The 20869-nt window shown below is 70.6% G+C and carries 24 protein-coding genes; 7 read left to right on the top strand and 17 right to left on the bottom strand.

Annotated elements, in window-relative coordinates; translation table 11 throughout:
• Positions 1–32: 32 nt before the first annotated feature.
• The 3 genes from CA984_RS24360 to thiO are packed head-to-tail and all read right to left on the bottom strand — an operon-like array spanning position 33 to position 2115.
• Entirely contained in the window at positions 33–791 is a 759-nt protein-coding gene (locus CA984_RS24360; protein WP_086575881.1) for a thiazole synthase, read from the bottom strand.
• A gap of 5 nt (positions 792–796) precedes the next feature.
• The gene (gene thiS, locus CA984_RS24355) at positions 797–997 is read right to left on the bottom strand and encodes a sulfur carrier protein ThiS (protein WP_086575880.1); all 201 of its coding nucleotides are present in this window, start codon (positions 995–997) and stop codon (positions 797–799) included.
• Positions 994–2115: a glycine oxidase ThiO gene (thiO, locus tag CA984_RS24350; RefSeq protein ID WP_086575879.1), complete on the bottom strand. Its 1122-nt coding sequence runs from the start codon at positions 2113–2115 to the stop codon at positions 994–996. Before thiO ends, thiS begins: the two co-directional genes overlap by 4 nt.
• A 331-nt stretch (positions 2116–2446) precedes the next feature.
• Between thiO and CA984_RS24345 the strand changes: the two genes are divergently transcribed.
• From CA984_RS24345 to thiE, 3 genes are read left to right on the top strand one after another with little or no spacing between them, the layout of a single operon-like run.
• Positions 2447–3619, top strand: coding sequence for an NAD(P)/FAD-dependent oxidoreductase (locus tag CA984_RS24345; protein WP_086575878.1), 1173 nt, complete (start codon positions 2447–2449; stop codon positions 3617–3619).
• Between the two features lie 50 nt (positions 3620–3669).
• The gene (locus CA984_RS24340; RefSeq protein ID WP_031162748.1) at positions 3670–4044 is read left to right on the top strand and encodes an Rv2175c family DNA-binding protein; all 375 of its coding nucleotides are present in this window, start codon (positions 3670–3672) and stop codon (positions 4042–4044) included.
• Positions 4022–4663 carry a thiamine phosphate synthase gene (thiE, locus tag CA984_RS24335; RefSeq protein ID WP_086575877.1) on the top strand — a complete coding sequence of 214 codons (642 nt, stop codon included), beginning with the start codon at positions 4022–4024 and terminating at the stop codon, positions 4661–4663. Before CA984_RS24340 ends, thiE begins: the two co-directional genes overlap by 23 nt.
• A 15-nt stretch (positions 4664–4678) precedes the next feature.
• Here thiE and CA984_RS24330 read toward each other — a convergent pair whose 3' ends face one another.
• On the bottom strand, positions 4679–5746 hold the full coding sequence (locus tag CA984_RS24330) for a polyprenyl synthetase family protein (protein WP_086575876.1): 1068 nt from the start codon (positions 5744–5746) through the stop codon (positions 4679–4681).
• Positions 5747–5853: 107 nt separating this feature from the next.
• On the opposite strand from CA984_RS24330, the gene metF reads away from it, so the two are divergent.
• A complete protein-coding gene (gene metF / locus CA984_RS24325) occupies positions 5854–6786 on the top strand; it encodes a methylenetetrahydrofolate reductase [NAD(P)H] (protein WP_086575875.1) in 933 nt (310 codons plus the stop codon).
• 159 nt (positions 6787–6945) lie between these two features.
• On the opposite strand, the gene CA984_RS24320 is transcribed toward metF, so the two are convergent.
• The 3 genes from CA984_RS24320 to CA984_RS24310 form a co-directional block, all read right to left on the bottom strand.
• Positions 6946–7494, bottom strand: coding sequence for a GNAT family N-acetyltransferase (locus tag CA984_RS24320; protein ID WP_207621014.1), 549 nt, complete (start codon positions 7492–7494; stop codon positions 6946–6948).
• Between the two features lie 256 nt (positions 7495–7750).
• A complete protein-coding gene (locus CA984_RS24315) occupies positions 7751–8098 on the bottom strand; it encodes an arsenate reductase family protein (protein ID WP_086575874.1) in 348 nt (115 codons plus the stop codon).
• Between the two features lie 64 nt (positions 8099–8162).
• A complete protein-coding gene (locus CA984_RS24310) occupies positions 8163–8642 on the bottom strand; it encodes a YbaK/EbsC family protein (protein ID WP_086575873.1) in 480 nt (159 codons plus the stop codon).
• A gap of 119 nt (positions 8643–8761) precedes the next feature.
• On the opposite strand from CA984_RS24310, the gene CA984_RS24305 reads away from it, so the two are divergent.
• Together CA984_RS24305 and CA984_RS24300 are read left to right on the top strand one after the other, a co-directional pair.
• Positions 8762–9556 (top strand): L,D-transpeptidase family protein, encoded by a 795-nt coding sequence (locus CA984_RS24305; RefSeq protein WP_086575872.1) that lies wholly within the window; start codon positions 8762–8764, stop codon positions 9554–9556.
• Between the two features lie 322 nt (positions 9557–9878).
• Positions 9879–10325, top strand: coding sequence for an SAV_6107 family HEPN domain-containing protein (locus CA984_RS24300; RefSeq protein WP_031162735.1), 447 nt, complete (start codon positions 9879–9881; stop codon positions 10323–10325).
• Between the two features lie 24 nt (positions 10326–10349).
• On the opposite strand, the gene CA984_RS24295 is transcribed toward CA984_RS24300, so the two are convergent.
• From CA984_RS24295 to CA984_RS24250, 10 genes are all read right to left on the bottom strand, one after another.
• Complete coding sequence (locus CA984_RS24295) at positions 10350–11480, bottom strand: PP2C family protein-serine/threonine phosphatase (RefSeq protein WP_207621013.1); 1131 nt, start codon at positions 11478–11480, stop codon at positions 10350–10352.
• 218 nt (positions 11481–11698) lie between these two features.
• The gene (gene bldD, locus CA984_RS24290) at positions 11699–12193 is read right to left on the bottom strand and encodes a transcriptional regulator BldD (RefSeq protein ID WP_012889498.1); all 495 of its coding nucleotides are present in this window, start codon (positions 12191–12193) and stop codon (positions 11699–11701) included.
• A 271-nt stretch (positions 12194–12464) separates the two neighbouring features.
• Positions 12465–13373, bottom strand: a complete 909-nt coding sequence (locus CA984_RS24285; RefSeq protein ID WP_086575871.1) for a universal stress protein — start codon at positions 13371–13373, stop codon at positions 12465–12467.
• Positions 13370–14794, bottom strand: coding sequence for an amino acid permease (locus CA984_RS24280; RefSeq protein ID WP_086575870.1), 1425 nt, complete (start codon positions 14792–14794; stop codon positions 13370–13372). Before CA984_RS24280 ends, CA984_RS24285 begins: the two co-directional genes overlap by 4 nt.
• Positions 14795–14894: 100 nt before the next feature.
• A complete protein-coding gene (arcC, locus tag CA984_RS24275; protein WP_086575869.1) occupies positions 14895–15830 on the bottom strand; it encodes a carbamate kinase in 936 nt (311 codons plus the stop codon).
• Between the two features lie 108 nt (positions 15831–15938).
• Positions 15939–16943, bottom strand: coding sequence for an ornithine carbamoyltransferase (gene argF, locus CA984_RS24270; RefSeq protein WP_086575868.1), 1005 nt, complete (start codon positions 16941–16943; stop codon positions 15939–15941).
• 39 nt (positions 16944–16982) lie between these two features.
• Positions 16983–18227 (bottom strand): arginine deiminase, encoded by a 1245-nt coding sequence (locus tag CA984_RS24265; RefSeq protein WP_086575867.1) that lies wholly within the window; start codon positions 18225–18227, stop codon positions 16983–16985.
• A 22-nt stretch (positions 18228–18249) separates the two neighbouring features.
• Positions 18250–19626: an amino acid permease gene (locus tag CA984_RS24260; RefSeq protein ID WP_242676140.1), complete on the bottom strand. Its 1377-nt coding sequence runs from the start codon at positions 19624–19626 to the stop codon at positions 18250–18252.
• A gap of 197 nt (positions 19627–19823) precedes the next feature.
• Positions 19824–20096, bottom strand: coding sequence for a DUF3040 domain-containing protein (locus CA984_RS24255; RefSeq protein ID WP_086575865.1), 273 nt, complete (start codon positions 20094–20096; stop codon positions 19824–19826).
• Positions 20097–20200: 104 nt separating this feature from the next.
• A complete protein-coding gene (locus CA984_RS24250; RefSeq protein WP_341351725.1) occupies positions 20201–20614 on the bottom strand; it encodes a F0F1 ATP synthase subunit gamma in 414 nt (137 codons plus the stop codon).
• Between CA984_RS24250 and CA984_RS24245 the strand changes: the two genes are divergently transcribed.
• A partial coding sequence (locus CA984_RS24245) for a F0F1 ATP synthase subunit gamma (RefSeq protein ID WP_242676139.1) occupies positions 20589–20869 on the top strand: 281 nt, incomplete at its 3' end. The two genes, CA984_RS24250 and CA984_RS24245, sit on opposite strands and share 26 nt — an antisense overlap.

Genomic DNA, 20869 nt, shown 5'->3' with positions numbered 1-20869 from the left:
TTCCAAACCGATGCCGAGAAGTTGACTGTTTCCTATGGATTCATAGGGGACGACGCCTCCGCGTAGCGTCGCCGGGGGATCCGCCCCGCCAGCCGGGCCTGGCGGCCCGCGACGACCGCGGAGCGCATGGCCTGCGCCATCAGGTCCGGCCGCTGCGCCCGGGTCACCGCCGTGGCCAGCAGCACCGCGTCGCAACCTAACTCCATCGCCAGCGTCGCGTCACTCGCCGTGCCGATCCCGGCGTCCAGGATCACCGGCACCTTCGCCGACTCCACGATGAGTTCGATGTTGTGCGGGTTGCGGATGCCCAGCCCCGAGCCGATCGGCGCGCCCAGCGGCATCACCGCCGCGCAGCCCGCCTGCTCCAGCCTGCGCGCCAGGGCCGGGTCGTCGCCGATGTAGGGCAGCACCACGAACCCGTCGGCGACCAGCCGCTCGGCCGCGTCGAAGGTCTCGATCGGGTCGGGCAGCAGGGTCCGCTCGTCGGAGATGACCTCCAGCTTGACCCAGTCGGTCTCCAGGGCTTCCCTGGCCAGCCTGGCGGTCAGCACGGCCTCGCCCGCGGTGAAGCAGCCGGCGGTGTTCGGCAGGACCTTGATGCCGCGCCTGCGCAGCACGTCGAGCACGGAGCCCGGCGCGGACGGGTCCAGCCGCCGCATCGCGACCGTGGTCAGCTCGGTGCCCGAGACGGCCAGCGCCTGCTCCAGGATCTCCAGCGAGGGCGCGCCCCCGGTGCCCATGATGAGGCGGGAGGAGAACTTCTCCCCGCCGATGGTCAGATCGTCGTCCACGTCCCTCAACCTCCCTGTACCGCGGTGAGCACCTCGACCCGGTCGGCCTCCACGAGCGCCGTGGAGTCCCACGAGCTCCGCGAGACGACCTCGTCGTTGACCGCCACGGCCACGCCGCTCCTGGTCCCGGTCAGCCTCTGCACGGCCTGCGTCACGGTGGCCCCGGAGGGCAGCTCGTGCGCGGTGCCGTTGATGGTCACTTTCATCGATGCTCCCGGAAGCGGAGTGGTGAGCAGATCTTCAGCAGTTCCGGCTCCGCCTCGCCGGAAAAGAGGTCGGCGGTGAGCGGGGCGAGCAGCACCCCGCCCCGGTGGTGCCCCGTGGCCAGGGACAGGCCCGGCAGGGCGGTGGGTCCCACCAGCGGCAGGTTGTCGGGGGTGCCGGGGCGCAGGCCCGCGACCACGTCGGCGAGCTCCAGCTCCGTCACGCCGGGGACCAGCTCCCGCGCGTCGCGCAGCAGCTCCCACAGCCCTCCGGCGGTCACCCGGGTGTCGAAGCCCATCTCCTCCTGGGTGGCCCCGACGACCAGCTCCCCGTCGCCGCGCGGCACCAGGTAGACGTGTGAGCCGTGCACGACGCCCCGCACGCACCGCCGGAGGATCGGCTCGGGGGAGCGCAGCCGCATGATCTGGCCCTTGACCGGCCGCACCGGCGGCAGGACCTCGGGCGGCAGCCCCTCCAGCGCGCCCGACCAGGCCCCGGCCGCCAGGATCACCCGCGCCGCACCGACGGTCCCGCCGTCGGCCAGCCGTACTCCTGTGACCGCGCCCGCGGCCGTCTCCAGCCCTGTGACCCCGGCCCGGACCTGTGCGCCCCCTCGCCGCTCCAGGGCGGCCAGGAGGGCTCTGGTGACCCTCCTGGGGTCCACCCACGCGTCCGCGCCGGCCAGCAGGCCGCCGCGGACCGACGGTGCGAGCATCGGCTCCAGGCGGCGGCACTCGCGGCCGGTGAGCCGCTCGGCGGGCAGTCCCAGCTTCTCGACGAACGCGGCGAGGTCGTCCAGCACCGCCAGGTCGTCGGCGCCGAAGGCGACGTCCAGCGTGCCGTCGGAGCGGTAGTCGAGGGTGTGACCGCTGTCGGCGGTGAGCTCGGCGGCGAACGCCGGCCACCTCGCCAGGGAGGCCAGGCCCAGCCGGAGGAGGGGCTCCTCGGTGTAGGTGACCTCGCTGACCGGCGCCAGCATGCCCGCCGCCGCGTGTGAGGCTCCCGAGGCCGGGGCGGGATCGACCACCGCCACCGAAAGCCCTTGCCTGGCCGTACGCCAGGCCACCGAGAGCCCGACCACGCCCCCGCCGATGACGAGGACGTCGAAACGGTGCGCCATACGTGCTCCGCTCCCTTCGCCGGCATGACCCGGATCAGGTTCGTGGCGGTCGAGGGCCCGCTCGCGGCCGCGCTCGGCCCGCCGTCGGCCCCGTGTCGTGCTCGCCCGCGCCTGCGGCGCGACGTTCTCGCACGTCACCGAGCTCCCCGCGGTCCTCGTCGGTCCGCAGCCCTCCTCTCAGCCCGGTGCGTTCCGGGCTCCCGCGCGTCTTGTCCCTCCCACCCTAAGGGCTGGCACAACACTCTTATCGCGCTCGGTGTGAGCTAAATACCGTTTTCGTTATCAAACCGCGTTGGCAGCGGGTCGGCCCGGCCGCTTAGGCTCGTGAGTTGTGAATCATGTCGTGGTGGTTGGCGCCGGCCTGGCCGGTGTGCGGAGTGTCGAGGCGCTACGGGCCCGTGGGTTCGGCGGCACGATCACGTTGATCGGTGAGGAGACGCACCGGCCCTACGACCGTCCACCGCTGTCCAAGAGCGTCCTGCTGGGCGAGACCGACTCCACGGTCGTCGACTCCGACCTGGACGCCCTGGAGGTCGACTTCCGCGCGGGCGTGGCCGCCAAGGGCCTGCGCGAGGGCGTGGTGGAGACCACCGAGGGCGAGCTGGCCTACGGCGGGCTGGTCATCGCCACCGGCGCGCGCCCGATCCGGCTGCGCGGCGACGGCCCGCAGCACGTGCTGCGCACCATCGACGACGCGCTCGAACTGCGCGCCCTGCTCGTCCCCGGGACGAAGGTCGCCGTCATCGGCGCGGGCTGGATCGGCGCCGAGGTCGCCACCGCCGCCCGCAGGGCGGACTGCGAGGTGACCGTCGTCGAGGCCGCCGGCGTCCCGCTGAGCGCCGCCCTCGGCCCCGTGGGTGCGCACACCGTCTCCTGGTACGCCCGGGCGGGCGTGGACCTGCGCCTGGGCACCGCGGTCGCCTCCGTCGACCAGGGCGGGCTGACCCTGGCCGACGGATCCGCCGTCGAGGCCGGCGTGGTCGTCACCGGCGTCGGCGTGCGGCCCTCGGTCGAGTGGCTGGCCGGCTCCGGCCTCGAACTCGAGAACGGGGTCGTCACCGACGAGCACCTGCGCACCTCGATGCCGGGCGTGGTCGCCGTGGGCGACTGCGCGGCCTGGTGGTCGCGCCGCTACGGCCGCCGCATGCGGGTCGAGCACTGGGACACCGCGCTGGGCGCCCCCGACGTGGCCGTGGCCGCGCTGCTGGGCGACGACGCGGTCTACGACCCGGTGCCCTACTTCTGGTCCGAGCAGTTCGGCCACATGGTGCAGTACGCCGGCCACCACGACGGCGAGCGCCTGGTCCTGCGCGGGGATCCGGCCACCGACGCCAAATGGGCGGTCTGCTGGGTGGCCGACGACCACAGGCTCGCCGCGGTCCTCGCCGTCAACCGCCCCCGAGACCTGGTCCAGGGCCGCCGTCTCATCGAGCGCGGCCAGCGGCTCGACGTCGAGCGCCTGGCCGACCCTGCGGTAGCGTTGCGCGACTGTACGGCGGCGTAACCTCGCCGCCGGGTGTTTGGCGAAGGGCTCGATGTGGTAGTGGTGGATTCGTGACGCTTTCTGTTGCGCAGATCGACCGGGAAACCGACCAACTGGTGGGCGAGTGGCTCACCCTGAGTGAGGTGGCCAGGCGGCTCAACCTCAGTGCCGGTCGTGCCAAGCAACTTCTCAAGGACCGCAAGCTCATCGGAGTCCGGCGGGGAGGCGGCGAGCCTCAGGTCCCCGCCGCGTTCCTCGGGGCCGACGACGTCGTCAAGGGCCTGCCGGGCACGCTCACCGTGCTGCTCGACGCCGGATACAGCGACGTCGAGTCACTCCGGTGGCTGTTCACCCCGGACGAGACCCTGCCGGGGTCACCGGTGGACGCGATCGTCGCGGGCCGCCATACCGAGGTCAAGCGGCGTGCCCAGGCCCTCGGTTTCTGACGCCCGCCTCTACCTGTGCACCGACGGGCGCCGTGACAGGGGAGATCTCGCCGACTTCCTCGACGCGGCGCTCGCGGGCGGGGTCGACATCGTGCAGCTGCGCGAGAAGGGCCTTGAGGCGCGCGAGGAGCTCGCGCTCCTGGAGGTCTTCCGCGCGGCCTGCGACCGCCACGGCAGGCTGCTGGCGGTCAACGACCGGGCGGACATCGCCTACGCGGCCCGTCCCGACGTGCTCCACCTCGGCCAGGACGACCTGCCGGTGCCGGTGGTGCGCGACATGCTCGGCGACGACATCCTCATCGGGCGTTCCACTCACGCCGACGAGGAGGCGTCCGCCGCGGCCGTCGAGCCCGGTGTCGACTACTTCTGCTGCGGCCCGATCTGGCCGACGCCCACCAAACCCGGGCGGCACGCCCCGGGGCCCGGCCTGCTGCGGCACGCCGCGTCCCTGGGCACCGACCGGCCCTGGTTCGGCATCGGCGGCATCGACCTCGCCAACCTGGACGAGGTCATCTCCTACGGCGTGCGCCGGGTCGTGGTCGTGCGGGCGATAACCGAGGCCGACGACCCGAAGGCGGCCGCCGAGGAGTTCCAGCGGAGGCTGGCCGCCGCGGGCTGAGCCCGCCGGACCGCGTCAGGTGCGGCGGGAGGTGGCGGCCACGGCCAGGTCGGCCAGGGCCACGCGGGCCTCCTCGGTGATCGGGGCGTGGTCCAGCGAGGTCAGGGCGTCTTCGAGATAGTTCTTGATCATCTCCTCGCACGCGACGAGCGCCCCGGTCTCCGCGATGATCTGGCGGAGCCGGTCGACCCCGGCCGCGTCCAGCGCCGGGTCGCCGAGCGTGCCGCGCACCGCCTCCGCCTGTGCGGGGGAGGCCACGGCGAGCGTGCGGGCGACGAGCATCGTCCGCTTGCCCTCCCGCAGGTCGTCACCGGCGGGCTTGCCGGTCTCGGCGGGGTCGCCGAACACCCCGAGGATGTCGTCGCGGAGCTGGAAGGCGATGCCCACGGACCGGCCGTACTCCTCGCAGAGCCGGTCGATCCACGGGGCGCGGTCCCGCGCGGCCAGCACCAGACCGAGCCGGAGCGGCTGCTCCACCGAGTATCTGCCGCTCTTGAAGAGGGCGACCCGCAGCGCGCTGTCGAAGGTGTTCTCGCCGTGGGCCTGCTCCAGCAGGTCCAGATACTGACCGCACATCAGCTCGGTGCGCATGTGGTCGTGGACCTGCTGGGCCGCCGCCAGCGAAGCGGGGGGCAGGCCGCTGCCGCGCCACATCTCGCCGGACCAGATGAGCATGAGGTTGCCCAGCAGGATGGCCGCGCCCTCGCCGAACTGCTCGGCGGAACCGTGCCAGTCAGCCTTCTCGTGCAGCGCCTGGAACCTGCGGTGCGCCGACGGCATGCCCCGGCGCAGGTCGCTGGCGTCCATCACGTCGTCGTGCACGAGGGCGCTGGCCTGGAGGAGCTCCAGCGACGCGGCGGCGGTGAAGAGCGCGGGATCGTCGTCCCCGCCCGCGCCGCGCCAGCCCCAGTAGCAGAAAGCCGGTCGCAGCCGCTTGCCGCCCGCCAGGAACTCCTCGGCGGCGGAGATGAGAGGGGCCACCTCGGGCACGCCGAGCTGGGGTCGCTGCCGCTCGACGAACTCTTTGAGAGAACGATCCACTTCGAAGCGGATGGTATCGAGCGCGGCGGCGGAAGTGGTCATGCACTGACATTATCTGGCCAGACCGACGACTCCTATCTGTAGAGGTGGGTGTTTCGTCCCCTGCTCATGGTTATGGCGGCCGGCCGGGCGGCCAGTACCCTAGGGATATGGCTCTGGGTCGCCCGTCAATCCTTCCCGACCGCGTGCCCACCGTCCGCGAGCTTCTCGCCGCCGGTGGCCGGTCGTTCTCCTTCGAGTTCTTCCCTCCGAAGACCGACGAGGGAGAGCGGCAGCTCTGGCGTGCCATCCGGGAGCTGGAGGCGTTGCGTCCCGCCTTCGTGTCGGTCACCTACGGCGCCGGCGGCGGCACCCGCGACCGCACGGTCGGCCTCGTGGAACGGCTCGCCCACGAGACCACGCTGACCCCGGTGGCCCATTTCACCGCCGTCGACCACTCCATCCGCGAGCTGCGCCACCTGGTGGGCCGCTTCGCGGACGCGGGCGTGCGCAACATCCTCGCCGTGCGGGGCGACCCGCCCGGCGACCCGTCGGGGGAATGGGTGCGCCACCCCGAGGGGGTGCTCTACGCCGACGAGCTGGTCCGGCTGATCCGCCAGGCCGGTGACTTCTGCGTCGGCGTGGCGGCCTTCCCCTACAAGCACCCCAGGTCGAGCTCGGTGGAGGCCGACACCGAGCACTTCGTCCGCAAGTGCCGTGCGGGCGCCGACTACGCGATCACCCAGATGTTCTTCCGGGCGGACGACTACCTGCGGCTGCGCGATCGGGTGGCGGCCAAGGGCTGCGACACCCCGATCATCCCCGGCATCATGCCCGTCACGCAGATGAGCACGATCGCCCGGTCCGAGCAGCTGTCCGGCGCGCCGTTCCCCGCGGAGGTGGCGGCGCGGTTCGAGGCCGTCGCCGACGATCCGGCCGCCGTGCGGCGGCTGGGCGTCGAGCACGCCGCCGAGCTCTGCCAGACCCTGCTCGACGAGGGCGTGCCCGGAATCCACTTCATCACCTTCAACCGCTCCAGCGCGACCCGTGAGGTCTACCAGGCCCTCGACGTCGCGCCGGCGGACGCCGCGCTGACCGCCTAGCGGGACCGGCGCGGAGGCCGCGCTGACCGTCCGGCGGGACCGGCCGTCCGGCGGGACCGGGCCCTGGTGCGTTCCCGCCACGGTGGGCGCGTCCCGCCGGAGCGCGGGCGGCCGCCCAGGGTGGGCCGGAGCCGCTGCCCGCGGGCCTCCTCGAAGGGCCTACCCCCTCAGCGGGAGCACGGCTCCGAGGATCGCGTAGCGCTCGTAGCCGCCCGGGAAGACGAACTGGGTGAGCAGGTCGACGAAACCGACGCTGCGGTAGAGATGCCGGGCCGCGGTGGGCTGGTCGCGGGTGGACAGCACGGCGGTGCGCTCCGGGCGGCCGGCGCACATGCCCATGACCAGCGCCCGGCCGATGCCCTTGCCGTGGTGGTCGGGGTGGACGTGGATCTCGGCGAGTTCCAGGGCGTCGCCGAGCCAGCCGCGCGCGCTGCCCTCGCCGTTCCGCTCCGCGATGGCCCGGTGGACGACGTCGTGCCACCACTGCCCGGCGACCCCGTGGAAGCCGTAGGCGAGACCCACCGGCGTCCCGTCGGGGCGCTCGGCGAACAGGCAGGTGAATCCCGGGTGGACGGCGTGGTTCCCCATGATCGTCTTTCGGCCGGGAAGCTGGTCGACGGGCGGGTTCATCGCCGCGATGTAGATCTCCAGGACCGCGTCCAGCCGGGTGGTGAACTCATCGGGGCCGACCCGTCGCAGTCCGATCACGCCACGCACCCTAGCAGGGCAGACATTGCCCGGGGAGTTGAAATGAAAGGCGCGTAAGTGATGTTTGGTAATTTTCATAAATGCTGGAGCGCTTTTTAACCGCGGACACGGAGGGGACGGCGGCCGGCCGCCGCGGGCGCGGCGGAGGGCGTGGACCCGCCGCCCCCTCCGCCCCGGACCGCGGCAGGCCTCTGACCGTCCGGACCGCGGTAGATCATTGAGTGCCCGGACCGCGGCAGGTCCTTGAGCGCCCGGACTACAGCAGGTCCTTGAGCGCCTCCTGGTCGCGGGCGACCATCGCGCGGCCGTCCTCCGTCAGCACGATCGGGCGCTGGATCAGCACGGGGTTGGCGACCAGGATCGCGATCCACCGGTCCCGCTCGCGCTCGGCCGTGGCCAGGCCGAGCTCCACGGCCCGGTCCTCACCCATCCGGGTGAGGTCCCACGGCTCCAGGCCGAGCAGGTCCAGGACCTCCGAAAGCTCGGCGGGCGTCGGCGGATCGTCCAGGTAGCGGCGGACGGTCACCTGCCGGCCCGAGTCGGCGAGGGCCGTCAGCGCCGCGCGGCTCTTGGAGCAGCGAGGATTATGCCAGACGGTGGTCATCGGCCCTCCCGCGCCGGACCGGCGGGCGGGGCGCCGCGCCGGGGGACGCCCGCGCTCCACCCGGTCAACGCTCCACCTCCACCGGAGTGCCGTCGGTGATGCGGACCAGTTCGGCGAAACTGGTGGGGAAGACCGTGTGCGGATGGCCCGCGGCGGCCCAGACGACCTCGTACCTGCCGAGCCAGGTGTCGACCAGCGTCCTGAGCGGGGCCGGGTGGCCGATCGGCGCGACGCCGCCGATGACCTGACCGGTGGCGGCGCGTACGAACTCCGGGGTGGCCCGCTTCACCTCGGCCGCGCCGACGGTCTCCGCGATCAGGCCGGTGTCCACCCGGTGGGCGCCGCTGGTGAGCACCAGGAGCGGTGCCCCGTCGGCGTCGAAGACCAGGCTGTTGGCGATGGCGCCGACCTCGCAGCCGAGCTGCGCGGCCGCGGTCGCGGCGGTCGGGGTGGCCTCGGCGAAGACGACGATCTCGCCGGGGACGCCGTGCTCGCCCAGGACCGCGGCGACCTTCTCGATGTTGGGATGCAACTTTTCTGGCACCCGGCCACTCTAAACAGATTGACCATTGATTACCGCTTCATCACCTCTGGCGGAGACAAGCGGTTCATCCACTATGGTCTCTTGGTTCGGACATCAGTGACATGAGGGGATGATTTTACGTGGGGGTTGACCGGCGGCTCGGAGTGGCCGCGCTCATGACGGCGGGGGCCGTGCTCGTCTCTTCGCTCGGCTCCCTGGGCGTCGCGAACGCCCAGACCGCCCCCTCGGCGGCCCGGGTCGTCGTGGCGGAGGCCGGAGCCGCCGCGTTCGTCGCGCCCGGCAAGACGCTCAAGATCGGCGCCAAGGGCGCCGAGGTCAAGGTGCTTCAGACCCGGCTGAAGGAGCTCGGCTACGCGCCCGGAAAGATCGACGGCCGGTACGGCGGGGCCACCCAGGCCGCGGTCTGGGCCTTCCAGAAGGTCAACGGCATCTCGCCGACCAGCACCGTGGCGCGCAGGACCTGGAACGCCCTGGAGGCGCCGAAGACGCCGAAGGTGCTGGTGCCCAACGGCAAGCCGACCCGGGTCGAGATGAACCTCGCCAAGCAGGTGATGGTCCTCTACGTCGACGGGCGGGTGAAGCTGATCAGCCACACCTCCTCCGGGAGCGGGATCCCGTACTGCGAGACGGCGAACTGGAACGGCAAGGTCCAGCGCTTCTGCGGCGACGCCCGCACGCCGACGGGCGACTACAAGACGACCTGGCGCAGGGACGGCTGGCACAAGTCCTACCTCGGCCAGCTCTACAACCCGATCTTCTTCAACGGCGGCATCGCCTTCCACGGCGCGCTGTCGGTGCCGCTCGCCCCGGCCTCGCACGGCTGCGTCCGGCTGCCGATGAACGTGGCGGGGATGCTCCCCGGCCTGCTGGGCAAGGGCGTCCCGGTGCACGTGCGGGGCAGGTTCGTCCGATAGCCGCAGGTCGAGGCCCCGGGAGATCTTGATCTCCCGGGGCCTCGCTGTCTCCATAGAGATCGAACCTTTGTTCGTCGCTTTACTTGACACTACGAGTGGTCGAATTTATGTTCGATGTAATGACGTGAAACTCGCGGATCACGTCCAGGGCGGTCGATCGTGCCCGTGCCGTCGTCGCAGACGACCGGGCGAGGTCGAGGCGGACGGGGAGAGGGGAAGCTCCTCGTCCGGCCGCCCGGGGAATTTGTCGGTGGGGTCTGCAAGTGTTGACATCACCGGCGAAGTCGCCGGGAGCCGCTTGCGACCTAGGAGGCTGAAGCACATGACCCCTCGGCTCAGCGATTCCGGCGGGCCCCGGTTGTCGCCCACGGTGCGGGCGCACCTGACCGACGCGCGTGACTGCCTGGAAGAGGCGGCCGCCGCCCGGACCCCCGCCACCCGTTACGTCGCCGCCCACCTGGCGGCGCTCAGGGCGGCCGCCGCCGTCCTGGCCGCACGGCCGCGCCCCATGGACGGCCGCAGGCGCCGGTTGCGCAGCGCCTGGGAGCTGCTGCCCGAGGCCGAGCCGCGGCTCGCCGACTGGGCCCCCTACTTCGAGGTGAGCGCCACCAAGCGGGCCTCCGCCGAGGCCGGGATGACCCGTGTGGTGTCGGCCCGGGACGCCGAGGAGCTGATCTCCGAGGCGGAGCGCTTCGTCACCACGGTGGAGAGTCTGCTCGGCGTGCCCACCCAGCCCATGCTGCCCGGCCGCGTCCCCCTCGCCGGCTAGGCCCGGCGTCCGCCGGGCCGCCGGTCAGGCCGCCGAGGAGGTGGGGCGGGCGGCACGGTGGCGCAGCAGGAGCATGGCGGCGTCGTCGCCCAGCGGACGGCCCACGTGGCGCAGCAGGTCGGCGCGGAGGGCGTCCAGCGCGAGCTGCGGGTCGGCTCCGTTCAGCAGGTGCGCCCTGGCCGGCAGCGGGTAGAACTTGCCCGTTCCGTCGCGCGCCTCGATGACCCCGTCGGTGTAGAAGAGGACCTGGTCCCCCGGCTCGAACGGGATCTGGTGCGGCGTCGGCTCGCCGGCCATCAGCGAGCCCATGCCCAGCGGGAGCGCCTCGTCCGGGGGATCGGCGAACCAGTGCTTGCCGTCGGCGCCGAGGACCATGGGCGACGGATGACCGCAGTTGATCACGGTGATCGAGGTGCTGCCGGTGATCTCGGCCAGTATGCCGGTGACGAACTGCTCGCCGGACAGCTCCCGGGTCAGGGCGTTCTCCAGCCGGGCCACCACGCCCTGGAGCTTTGCCTCGTCGTGCGCGGCCTCCCGGAAGGCGCCGAGGACCACCGCGGCGGTCTCCACGGCCTCCAGGCCCTTGCCCTGGACGTCCCCCACGATGATCCGGACCCCGTGCGGGGTGGTCACCACCTCGTACAGGTCACCGCCGATCCTGGCCTCGGCGGTGGCCGAGGTGTAGGAGACGGCCACGCCGATCCCCGGCCCCGCGCGGCGCGGCACGGGCCGCAGCAGCACGCGCTGGGCGGCCTCGGCCACCGAGCGGACGTCGGCCAGCTGCCTCTCGTGGCGGAGCCGTCCGGCGCTGGCCAGCACGCTGGCCACGGTGACGCCCAGAATGGCGGCCATGGTGATGTTGGTGCGGGGCGTCCAGAGAATGTCGTTGTAGAGGCCCAGGGCGACGCACAGCGCCAGGGCGATCACGCCGACCACCGTGGTCCTGGCCAGCCCGCAGGCGACGCTGGCGAAGGCCGGGCCCAGGGCGAGCAGGGGCAGGAGGCCGGACGTCGGGCCGGAGCCGAAGTCGATCAGGGCCACGACGGCCATGACGATGAAGGGCAGCAGCTTCAGAGTGTCCTGGGTCCTGCTGCCTCCGACGGAGGTCAGCAGCCTCAGGAACGCGCGGGTCTTGGTCGACCCCAGAGACGCCATGAGGGCGTCGAGACGGCTTTTTGGGCGTCTTCGAGAGTGATCGTGTCGATCCTCTCTCCCTGCCATGTCCACCACATCTCGTTAAATGCCATGTTTGCCTTTTCCTACCACAGGGACCGCCACCCGTGGCGCGATGAAGGCGATGTTCTAACGAGACGGCGAGATTTCCCGGTGGGTGGGCACGCCGGTCCCCGGCGCACCCACGACCGGACAGGTCGTCAGAAGGATTCGACGGCGCGTCGTGCCTCGGGGTCCAGGACACCCCAGTTGATGAGCTCCTCGGTGAGCTCGGTGGGGGACTTGTCATAGATCACGGCGAGGGAGCGGAGATCCTCCTGGCGGATGGACAGCACCTTGCCGTTGTAGTCGCCACGCTGGCTCTGGATCGTGGCCGCGTAGCGGGCGAGCGCACCTGCCTTCTCCTTGGGGAGCTGGGCAAGACGCTCAAGGTCGATCACAAGCTTCGGTGTCGGGCCGAGCGGGCTCGGGGCGGCGCCACCCGGCAGCAACTCCGAGACCGGAACACCGTAGAAGTCGGCCAGTTCGGCAAGCTTCTGCACTGTCACGGCGCGGTCCCCGCGCTCGTAGGAGCCGACGACAACCGCCTTCCAACGTCCGCGGGACTTCTCTTCGACTCCGTGCAGGGACAGGCCCTGCTGGGTGCGGATGGCGCGGAGTCGTGCACCCAGCGACTTGGCGTACTCAGACGGCATGGTGTGGCCCCCCGGCTCTCTTATGTGCTGCTTTCACTTGATTGTGCTCCCTCGCAACATATGCCCCAACCACCGGGTTGGCGCCCGGGGTAGGCACCTTCGGTGACCGGAGCGTCAGGGTTTACCCGATAACGCCGCGAGGTGTGGTTACGGACAGTGACGGTAAAGCGGTGGGCGTCTAAGGTCAAGCTGATTGGAAAAAAGATGTCGAATCCGATCCGGCGTGGTCCTCCTCAAACGCCGCACTTGTCCCACCCCGCATAGTGAATCATCAAGGTTTCCCCTGCTTGCCGCCGGATCCGGGCTTCTTCGGTGGGTTTCGGGGCAACATCATCGCCGGGCACGGCGCTGCGCGTATGATCTTCGATGAGATGTCGCCGAGGAAGACCCGGCGCAACGGCCCCGTTTCGCTGGAGGCGCAGATCAGCATCGAGCCCTCGCAGTCGGTGTTGCCCAGCGCCGCCGCCACGTTCCTGCCCTCCAGCACCGCCACGTCGACCTCCACCCGCCTGTGCCCGCGAGCGGCCGCCTTGAGGTCGGCCGCGACCCTTTCCCGCAGCCGGTTGAGCATCTCCTCCTCTATCCCCGCCTGCCGCCCGCCGCTCAGCACCAGGGTGATCAGGCGCAGAGGCACGTCCATCTGCAGGGCCATCGCGGCGGCCTGCCGTACCGCCTCGCCGGAGGCGGGGTCGCGCCGGTAGGCCACGGTCAGCCGCTGGACCCGGGGCGGATGCTCCTCGCCGTACCCCCGGGGCGCCAGCGCGACGGGCACGGGGGAGGCGTGCAGGAGCTGGTCGGCGGTGCTGCCCAGGCGGATACGGCCCCGGCTGCCTCCGGGGGCCGAGCCGATGACCACCACGTCGGCCTTGGTCCTGCCGACGAGCTGCACCAGGCCGCGCCCGCTGCCCCGGTTGCCGTGCAGGACGTAGTCGATCGGCACGTCGTCCACGTCCGCCAGCAGCCGCCGCGCCTGGGCGAGGGTCTGGGCGGCCTCTTCGGTCACGTACGCCTGCCACTCGGCGTCGATCTTGCCGGGGCCCGGCGTGGTCCAGGCGGGTGCGTGCACGTGGGCCACCGTCAGCCGTGCTCCGCTCTGCCTGGCCAGCAGCAGGGCCAGCCAGAGCCCGTCCTTGCCGCGCGACTCGGGGATGAACCCGGCGAGAACATGCTCGATCTTCATCGGACGCTCCGGTTGAGGCGGGAGTGGTGGTAGCCGTACAGGAAGTAGGCCAGCAGGCCGACCAGCATCCAGATGGCGAAGGCCAGCCAGGTGACCCCCGCCAGCCCGAGCATCACGATGACGCAGAAGATCACGCCGAGGATCGGCGTGATCGGGAAGAACGGTGTCCTGAAGCTGCGCGGCAGGTCGGGCCGGGTACGGCGGAGCACCAGCACGCCGACGTTGACGATGGCGAAGGCGAACAGGGTGCCGATGCTGGTGGCCTCGGCGAGCTGGCCCAGCGGGATGAGGCCGGCGAGCACCGAGACGAACACGGCCACGATGAGCGTGTTGGCCACCGGGACCTGGCGGCGCGGGTTCACCTTCTCGAAGATCTTCGGTATCAGGCCGTCGCGCGACATCGCGAACAGGATGCGGGTCTGGCCGTACAGCACGGTGAGGACCACGCTGGCGATGGCGATGACCGCGCCGAAGGAGATGATGATGCCCGCCCAGGTGGAGCCGGTGGCCAGGTCGGCGATCAGGGCGAGGCTGGCCTCGGTGGTGTTCGGGTCGAACTGCTGCCACGGCATGGCGCCGACGGCGGCCAGCGCCACCGCCACGTAGACGATCGTGACGATGACGAGGGAGAGGATGATCGCCAGGGGCAGGTCGCGCTTGGGGTTCCTGGCCTCCTCGCCGGCGGTGGAGGCAGCGTCGAAGCCGATGTAGGAGAAGAAGACCTGCGAGGCGGCGGCGGTGATGCCGGCGACGCCCATCGGGGCGAACGGCGCCAGGTTGCCGGTGTTGAACGCGGTGAAGGCCACCACGCAGAAGAAGACGAGCACCGCGATCTTGATCATCACGAAGATCACGTTGGCGGTGGCGCTCTCGGACGCACCGCGCAGCAGCAGCCAGGTGGCGAGCACGACGATCAGGATCGCGGTGAGGTTGATCACCCCGCCCTGGTCGCCGGGGGAGTGGATGATGGAGGCCGGCAGCTCCCAGCCGAACAGGTCCTGGAGGAAGTGGTTGAGGTATTCGCCCCAGCCGACCGCCACCGCCGCCACGGAGACGGCGTACTCCAGCATCAGGCACCAGCCGCACACCCACGCCACGAGCTCGCCCAGGGTCGCGTAGGCGTAGGAGTAGGAGGAGCCGGAGACGGGGATCGTGCCGGCCAGCTCGGCGTAGGACAGGGCCGAGAACAGGGCCGTGATCGCCGCCAGCACGAACGCGGCCACCACCGCGGGACCCGCCTTGGGTACGGCCTGGCCGAGGATGACGAAGATGCCGGTGCCGAGGGTGGCTCCGACGCTGAAGAGGGTGAGCTGCCACAGGGTCATGGTCCGGCGCAGCTCGCCGCCCTCGCCGTGGCCGCCCTCGGCGACGATCTCGTCGGCGGGCTTGGTGCGGAACAGCCGATGTGCCACGGAAGCCATGTCTCGTCCCTCCTCGACTGCGCCTGTGTGGTGATCATCCGTCGTGCCGGGAGGAACGGCCAGGCCCCCGGCCGCCGGAACGCGGCGGCCGGACCTGCGGTCAGAGCGTGCTGGCCAGTGGCCAGGTGGCGTTGGGGGTGACGATCGTGCCCCCCTTCCCCTCCAGGATCCGCTCGGCCTCGTCCAGCTTGCCGATGGCGGCCATGTCGCCGGTCGTCTCCACGAAGCGGCAGGCCGCCTCCACCTTCGGCCCCATCGAACCGGCGGGGAACTCCTCCGCGCGCAGCTGGTGGGGAGTGGTGTGGGCGATGTCCTCCTGCTGCGGGGTGCCGAAGTTCCTGGCCACCCGCGGCACGTCGGTCAGCATCATGAAGACGTCCGCCTCCAGGGCCTCGGCGAGCACCGACCCGGTGAGGTCCTTGTCGATGACCGCCTCGACGCCCTGGAGCTGGCCCTTCTCGTTGCGGATGACCGGGATGCCGCCGCCTCCCGCGCAGATCGTCAGGACGTGGTCGCGGACCAGGCGGCGGATCAGCCGGGTCTCCACGACCCGCTGCGGGGTGGGGGAGGGCACGACCCTGCGCCAGTACTGCCCGTCCGGCTTGACCGTCCAGCCGTACTCCCGGGCCAGTTTCTCGGCCTCCTGCCGGTCGTAGACCTCGCCGACGAACTTGGTCGGGTCGTCGAACGCGGGGTCCACCGCGGAGACGAGCGTCTGGGTGACCATCGCCGCGACCTGCCGTCCGGGCAGCGCGTTCTGCAGCGCCTGGAGCATCCAGTAGCCGATCATGCCCTGGGTCTCGGCGACGATCGTGTCGAGGTGGTAGGGCCGGGTCAGGTTGGCGTCCTTGGCGCTCTCCAGCGCCAGCACGCCCACCTGCGGGCCGTTCCCGTGCGTGATGATCAGCTCGTGCCGCTCGGCCAGCGAGGCCAGCGACGTGACCGCGTCACGGAGGTTCTCCTGCTGGACGTCGGCGTCGGGCCGCTGCCCCCTCCGCAGCAGCGCGTTGCCCCCCAGGGCTACCAGGACGCGCATCTGCCGTCCTCTCGCCGGTGCCTCGGTGGTGTGGTGCGGCGTGCGGCTTCGGTCGTCCGGGGTGGCCGGGACGGCCGGTGCCTTGGCGGTGTGGTGTCGTGCACGGCTTCAGTCCCCCAGGGTGGCGACCATGATGGCCTTGATGGTGTGGAGCCGGTTCTCGGCCTGGTCGAAGACGATCGAGCGCGGTGACTCGAAGAGCTCTTCGGTGACCTCCAGCGCGTCGTGGCCGGTCTTCTCGAACAGGTCCTCGCCGACCCTGGTCTCCCGGTTGTGGAAGGCCGGCAGGCAGTGCATGAACTTCACCTCCGGGTTGCCGGTGGCCTTCACCACCTCCGCGTTGACCTGGTACGGCATGAGCAGTTTGATGCGCTCGTCCCACACCTCCTTGGGCTCGCCCATGGACACCCACACGTCGGTGTAGAGGAAGTCCACGCCCTTGACGCCCTTGTTCACGTCGTCGGTGACGGTGACGGTGGCGCCGGTCCGCTTGGCGAGGTCCCTGGCGGGCTTGACGACCGTCTGCTCGTCGGGCCAGAGGTCCTTGGGGGCGACCATCCGCACGTCCATGCCGAGCATGGCGCCGGTGACCAGCAGCGAGTGGCCCATGTTGTTGCGGGCGTCGCCGAGGTAGGCGTAGGAGACGTCGTGCAGGGGTTTGTCGCTGTGTTCCTGCATGGTGAGCATGTCGGCGAGCATCTGCGTCGGGTGCCACTCGTCGGTGAGGCCGTTCCAGACCGGGACGCCGGCGTAGGCGGCGAGCTCCTCGATGTAGGCCTGCTTGCTGCCCCGGTACTCGATGGCGTCGAACATCCGGCCGAGGACCCGCGCGGTGTCCTTGACCGACTCCTTGTGGCCCATCTGGGAGCCGCTGGGGTCGAGGTAGGTGACGTGGGCGCCCTGGTCGTGGGCGCCGACCTCGAACGCGCAGCGGGTGCGGGTGGAGGTCTTCTCGAAGATCAGCGCGATGTTCTTGCCCGTGAGCCGGGGATCCTCGTTGCCCGCGTACTTGGCGGCTTTGAGGTCGGCCGACAGCCTGATCAGGAACCTGAACTCGTCGGGTGTGAGGTCGAGCTCCCTCAGGAAGCTGCGGTTGCGCAGGTTGAATGCCATGGATGTCCCCCGTCGTGTCCCCCGTGACGATGAAGCGGCTCAGATGCCGTCGCGTTCGAGCGGGCAGCTCATGCAGCGCGGCCCGCCCCGGCCCCGGCCGAGCTCGCTGCCCGGGGTCGTGATCACCTCGATGCCGTTGGCGCGAAGGTAGTTGTTGGTGGTGGTGTTGCGCTCGTAGGCGATGACGACGCCGGGTTCGACGGCCAGGACGTTGCAGCCGTCGTCCCACTGCTCCCGCTCGGCGGCGTAGACGTCCTGGGTGGGGGTGAGGACCTTGATGTCGTCCAGGCCGAGTGCCCGCGCGATGGCCTTGTGCATGTCCTCCGCGGGATGGTCGGTGATCTTGAGTTCCTTCTCGGTGTCGCCGGGTTCGACCGTGTAGGAGGGCAGCATGCCCAGGCCGGCGTACTTGGTGAACACTCCGACGTCCACGTTCGTCATCACCGTGTCCAGGTGCATGAACGCGCGGGCCTTCGGCATGTTCAGCGCGACGATCTTCTTCGCCGAGCCCCTGGTGAACAGGCTCCGCGCGAGCATCTCCACCGCCTGCGGCTGGGTGCGCTCGCTCATCCCGATCAGCACCGTGTCCCGGCCGATGACCAGCACGTCGCCGCCCTCGATGGTGGCCGGCGCCGCGGCCAGGCCCGGCATCCAGACGTTGTAGCCGTCCTGTCCGGGCCGGTCGTAGCCGGTGGCGAACATCGGGTGGTAACGGTAGACGGCCTCGTAGTTCACGGTCTCGCGCTGGCGGGCCTTCTTCCTCATCGCGTTGACGGAGACGCCGTCGTAGATCCAGCAGGAGGTGTCGCGGGTGAACAGGTGGTTGGGCAGCGGGGGCAGGATGAAGTCGTCGTACTCCAGGGTGTGGAAGGCCAGGCTCTTGGGGTCGGTGCCCCGCTCCACCAGTTCGCGCTTGGTGATGCCGCCGGTGAGGTAGAGCTGGAGCTCGGCGGAGTCCATCGCGTCGAACACGTTGCGGAGGGCGTCGATGGCCATCGGCCCGAAGTAGCGCTCGTCGATGGTCCCGTCCAGGATGTGTTTGCGGGCCTCGGGGATGTCGACCGTCTCGCGCAGCAGGTCGGCCAGCATGTAGACGGTGATGCCGCGGTCGCGCAGCACCTGCTGGAACTGCTCGTGCTCCTCCACCGCCCGTTGCACCCACAGCACGTCGTCGAAGAGGAAGTCGTCCTTGTTCGAGGGGGTGAGCCGCTTGAGCGCCAGTTCGGGCTGGTGCAGCAGGACCTGGTGGAGCCTGCCCACCTCGGAGTCGACATGAAAGGTCATTTCTTCTCTTCCTTCGTCGTTGTCAACGAGTCCGTCCGGAGGACGAGGCCGGTGCTCTCCCCCTGGGGCCGTACTCGCCACGTTTCGCCTTGGTCCAGATGTAGACCGGGATGCCCACGAGCATCATCAGGAAGCCGATGAAGACCGCCTCCGTGCCGGCGCCGTAGGTCATCCAGAAGGCGAACAGGATGGCCACGGCGGTGATGGCCAGGTCGCGGCCCAGCCGGGCTCCGTGAACCTTTCTGGCCCCGGTGACCAGCCAGAACAGCTGGGCGCACGCGGAGAAGAAGTAGGGGATGACGGTGGTGAAGGTGGCGATCAGCAGGATCTTGTTGAAGCCCTCGGTGGTGCCGAAGTAGTTGTAGACCGCGACGAGGGAGGTCAGCGCGGTGCCCAGGACGATGCCCACCCACGGGGCGCCGCGGCTGTTCTCCCTCCTGAAGATCTCCGGGAACAGGCCGTCCCTGGCCGCGGCCATCGGCATCTCGGCCACGAGCATGGTCCAGCCGTTGATGGCGCCGATTCCGGAGACGACCGCGCAGGCCGCCATGATGCCGCCGCCGATGCCGCCGCCGAACATGTTGTTGATCGCGTCGGCGAACGGGGCGGGGGAGTTGACGAGGGCGTCGTGCGGGACGGTGCCGAAGATGGCGACGGTGCTGAGCATGTACATCGCGGCGCAGATCAGCACGCCGTAGACGCTGGCCCTGCCGATGTTGCGCGCCGGGTTCTTGATCTTCTCCGCCACGATGGTGACGCTCTCGACGCCGGAGTAGATGAACAGCGCGAGCGCGCCGGCGGTGGATATGGCGCCGATCCAGTTGCCGCCGGTGGCGTTGAACGGGCCGAAGTTGGCGCCGCGGACGAAGAACAGCCCGACCACCGCGACGAAGATCAGCGGGATGAACTTCAGCACCGTCGTGACCAGTGTGAAGGCGCCGATGTTCCGCACGCCGCTCAGGTTGATCAGCGCCGGGATCCACAGGGCGACGAACGCCAGGATGACCTGGGCGACGGCGGAGTCCCAGTGCAGGAAGTAGTTGACGTAGTTGACCCAGACGACGGCGATCGCGGCGTTGCCGATCCAGGCGGTCAGCCAGAACGACCAGGCGTTCCAGAAGCCGGGGAACTCCCCGAAGGCGTCCTTGGCGTAGGCGTACGGCCCGCCTCCCGCCGGCACCCGCGCGCCGAGCCTGCCGAACACGACGGCGAGCGCGATGGCGCCGATCGACACCAGGCCCATCGCCAGGATGCTGACGGTGCCGTAGGCGGCGAGGGAGGCCGGCAGCAGGAACACCCCTGTGCCCACGATGTTGCCGACGACGAGTGCCGTCGCTGCGGGGAGACCGAGTTTGCCGTGTTCGGACGCTATGGCCTCGGCCGCGTCGTCGCGGATCACTCCTTCTTCGGCGGCGGTGCGTCCCCGTGGACGATCACCAAAGGAATCCCCCATCTTGCGCCCCCCGGCACATATCCCCCGTATCGACCACATTTAGTGGCAATACCCAATGAGGTCCCCAGGGGCAGAAAGGATGAAACCCGGGCTACCAGGGCGGACGGCGCCCGGTCGCGCCCGGCGCGTGGGGCGCGCCGGTGTCAGCCGCGGGGCAGCACCTGGGAGACGGGGGCGGGGTCGGCCTCCGTGCCCGAGATCGGGGGAAGCACCACGGCCATGATCGCCATGATCGCGGCCAGCAGGGCGACGGGGAGCAGGACGAGGGTGGACGTGCGGCGGCGCGGGGGCAGGAGTTCCGCGGTGACCACGCCGGTGGCGAAGGACGACAGGGACTCCGCCAGGAGTGGGTCCTCCCCGTGGAGCCGGTCGGCGATCCCGTCGAGTGTGCGCTTCTCGCGAGCGGACAGGCCCATGTTCTCGATCCCCCGGTGACTGACGATGACGCGAAGGATTTTAATGGCACTTTGTCTGGTTTTGCCAAGCCGGTGAGGTAGATCTTCCTCTCTGTCCCCGCCTCCTACTCCTCGTCCCCCTTCCGCTCCAGCGCCTCCGCGCCGCTCACGATCTCGGTGAGCTCGGTGGTGATCTCGGCCTGCCGCGCGGAGTTGGCCCGGCGGGTGAGCTGGCCGATCAGCTCGTGGGCGTTGTCGGTGGCCGACATCATCGCCTGCCGGCGGGCGGCGTGCTCGGCGGCGCTGGACTCCAGCAGCATGCTCCAGATCCGCCCCCGGACGTACTGCCGCAGCAGCAGGTCGAGCACGGCGCCCGGGGCCGGTTCGAACTCGTACGGTGGCAGGGGGGCGGAGACGGAGCCCTCGGCCCGGCCGCCGATCTCCCGCTCCTCGATCTCCAGGGGCAGGATCCGGTGCACGCGGGTCTCCTGGGTCAGCATGGAGACGAACTCGGTGAAGACGACGTGCACCTCGCCCACCCCGCCCTCCCGGGTGGGCGTGTCGAAGGCCTCCACCAGCGACCGGGGCTTCTGCGGCGGCTTCAACAACAACGTGCTGCGCCGGGGGGACGCGCTGGCGGCGCTCCTGCGCGAGCAGGACAAGGAGCCGGTGTTCTATCTCTCGGGCCGCAAGGCGGTGGACTTCTACCGCTTCCGGCACAGGAGGACCGAGCGGGAGTGGGTCGGGCTGTCGGACCACCCCACCTACGACGTCGCCGCCGAGATCGGCCAGAC

Origin of the sequence: Streptosporangium minutum (genome assembly GCF_002149035.1) — a bacterium.
In the GTDB taxonomy this organism is placed as follows: Bacteria; Actinomycetota; Actinomycetes; order Streptosporangiales; family Streptosporangiaceae; genus Streptosporangium; species Streptosporangium minutum.
This window is presented reverse-complemented; position numbering and strand designations above follow the sequence as displayed.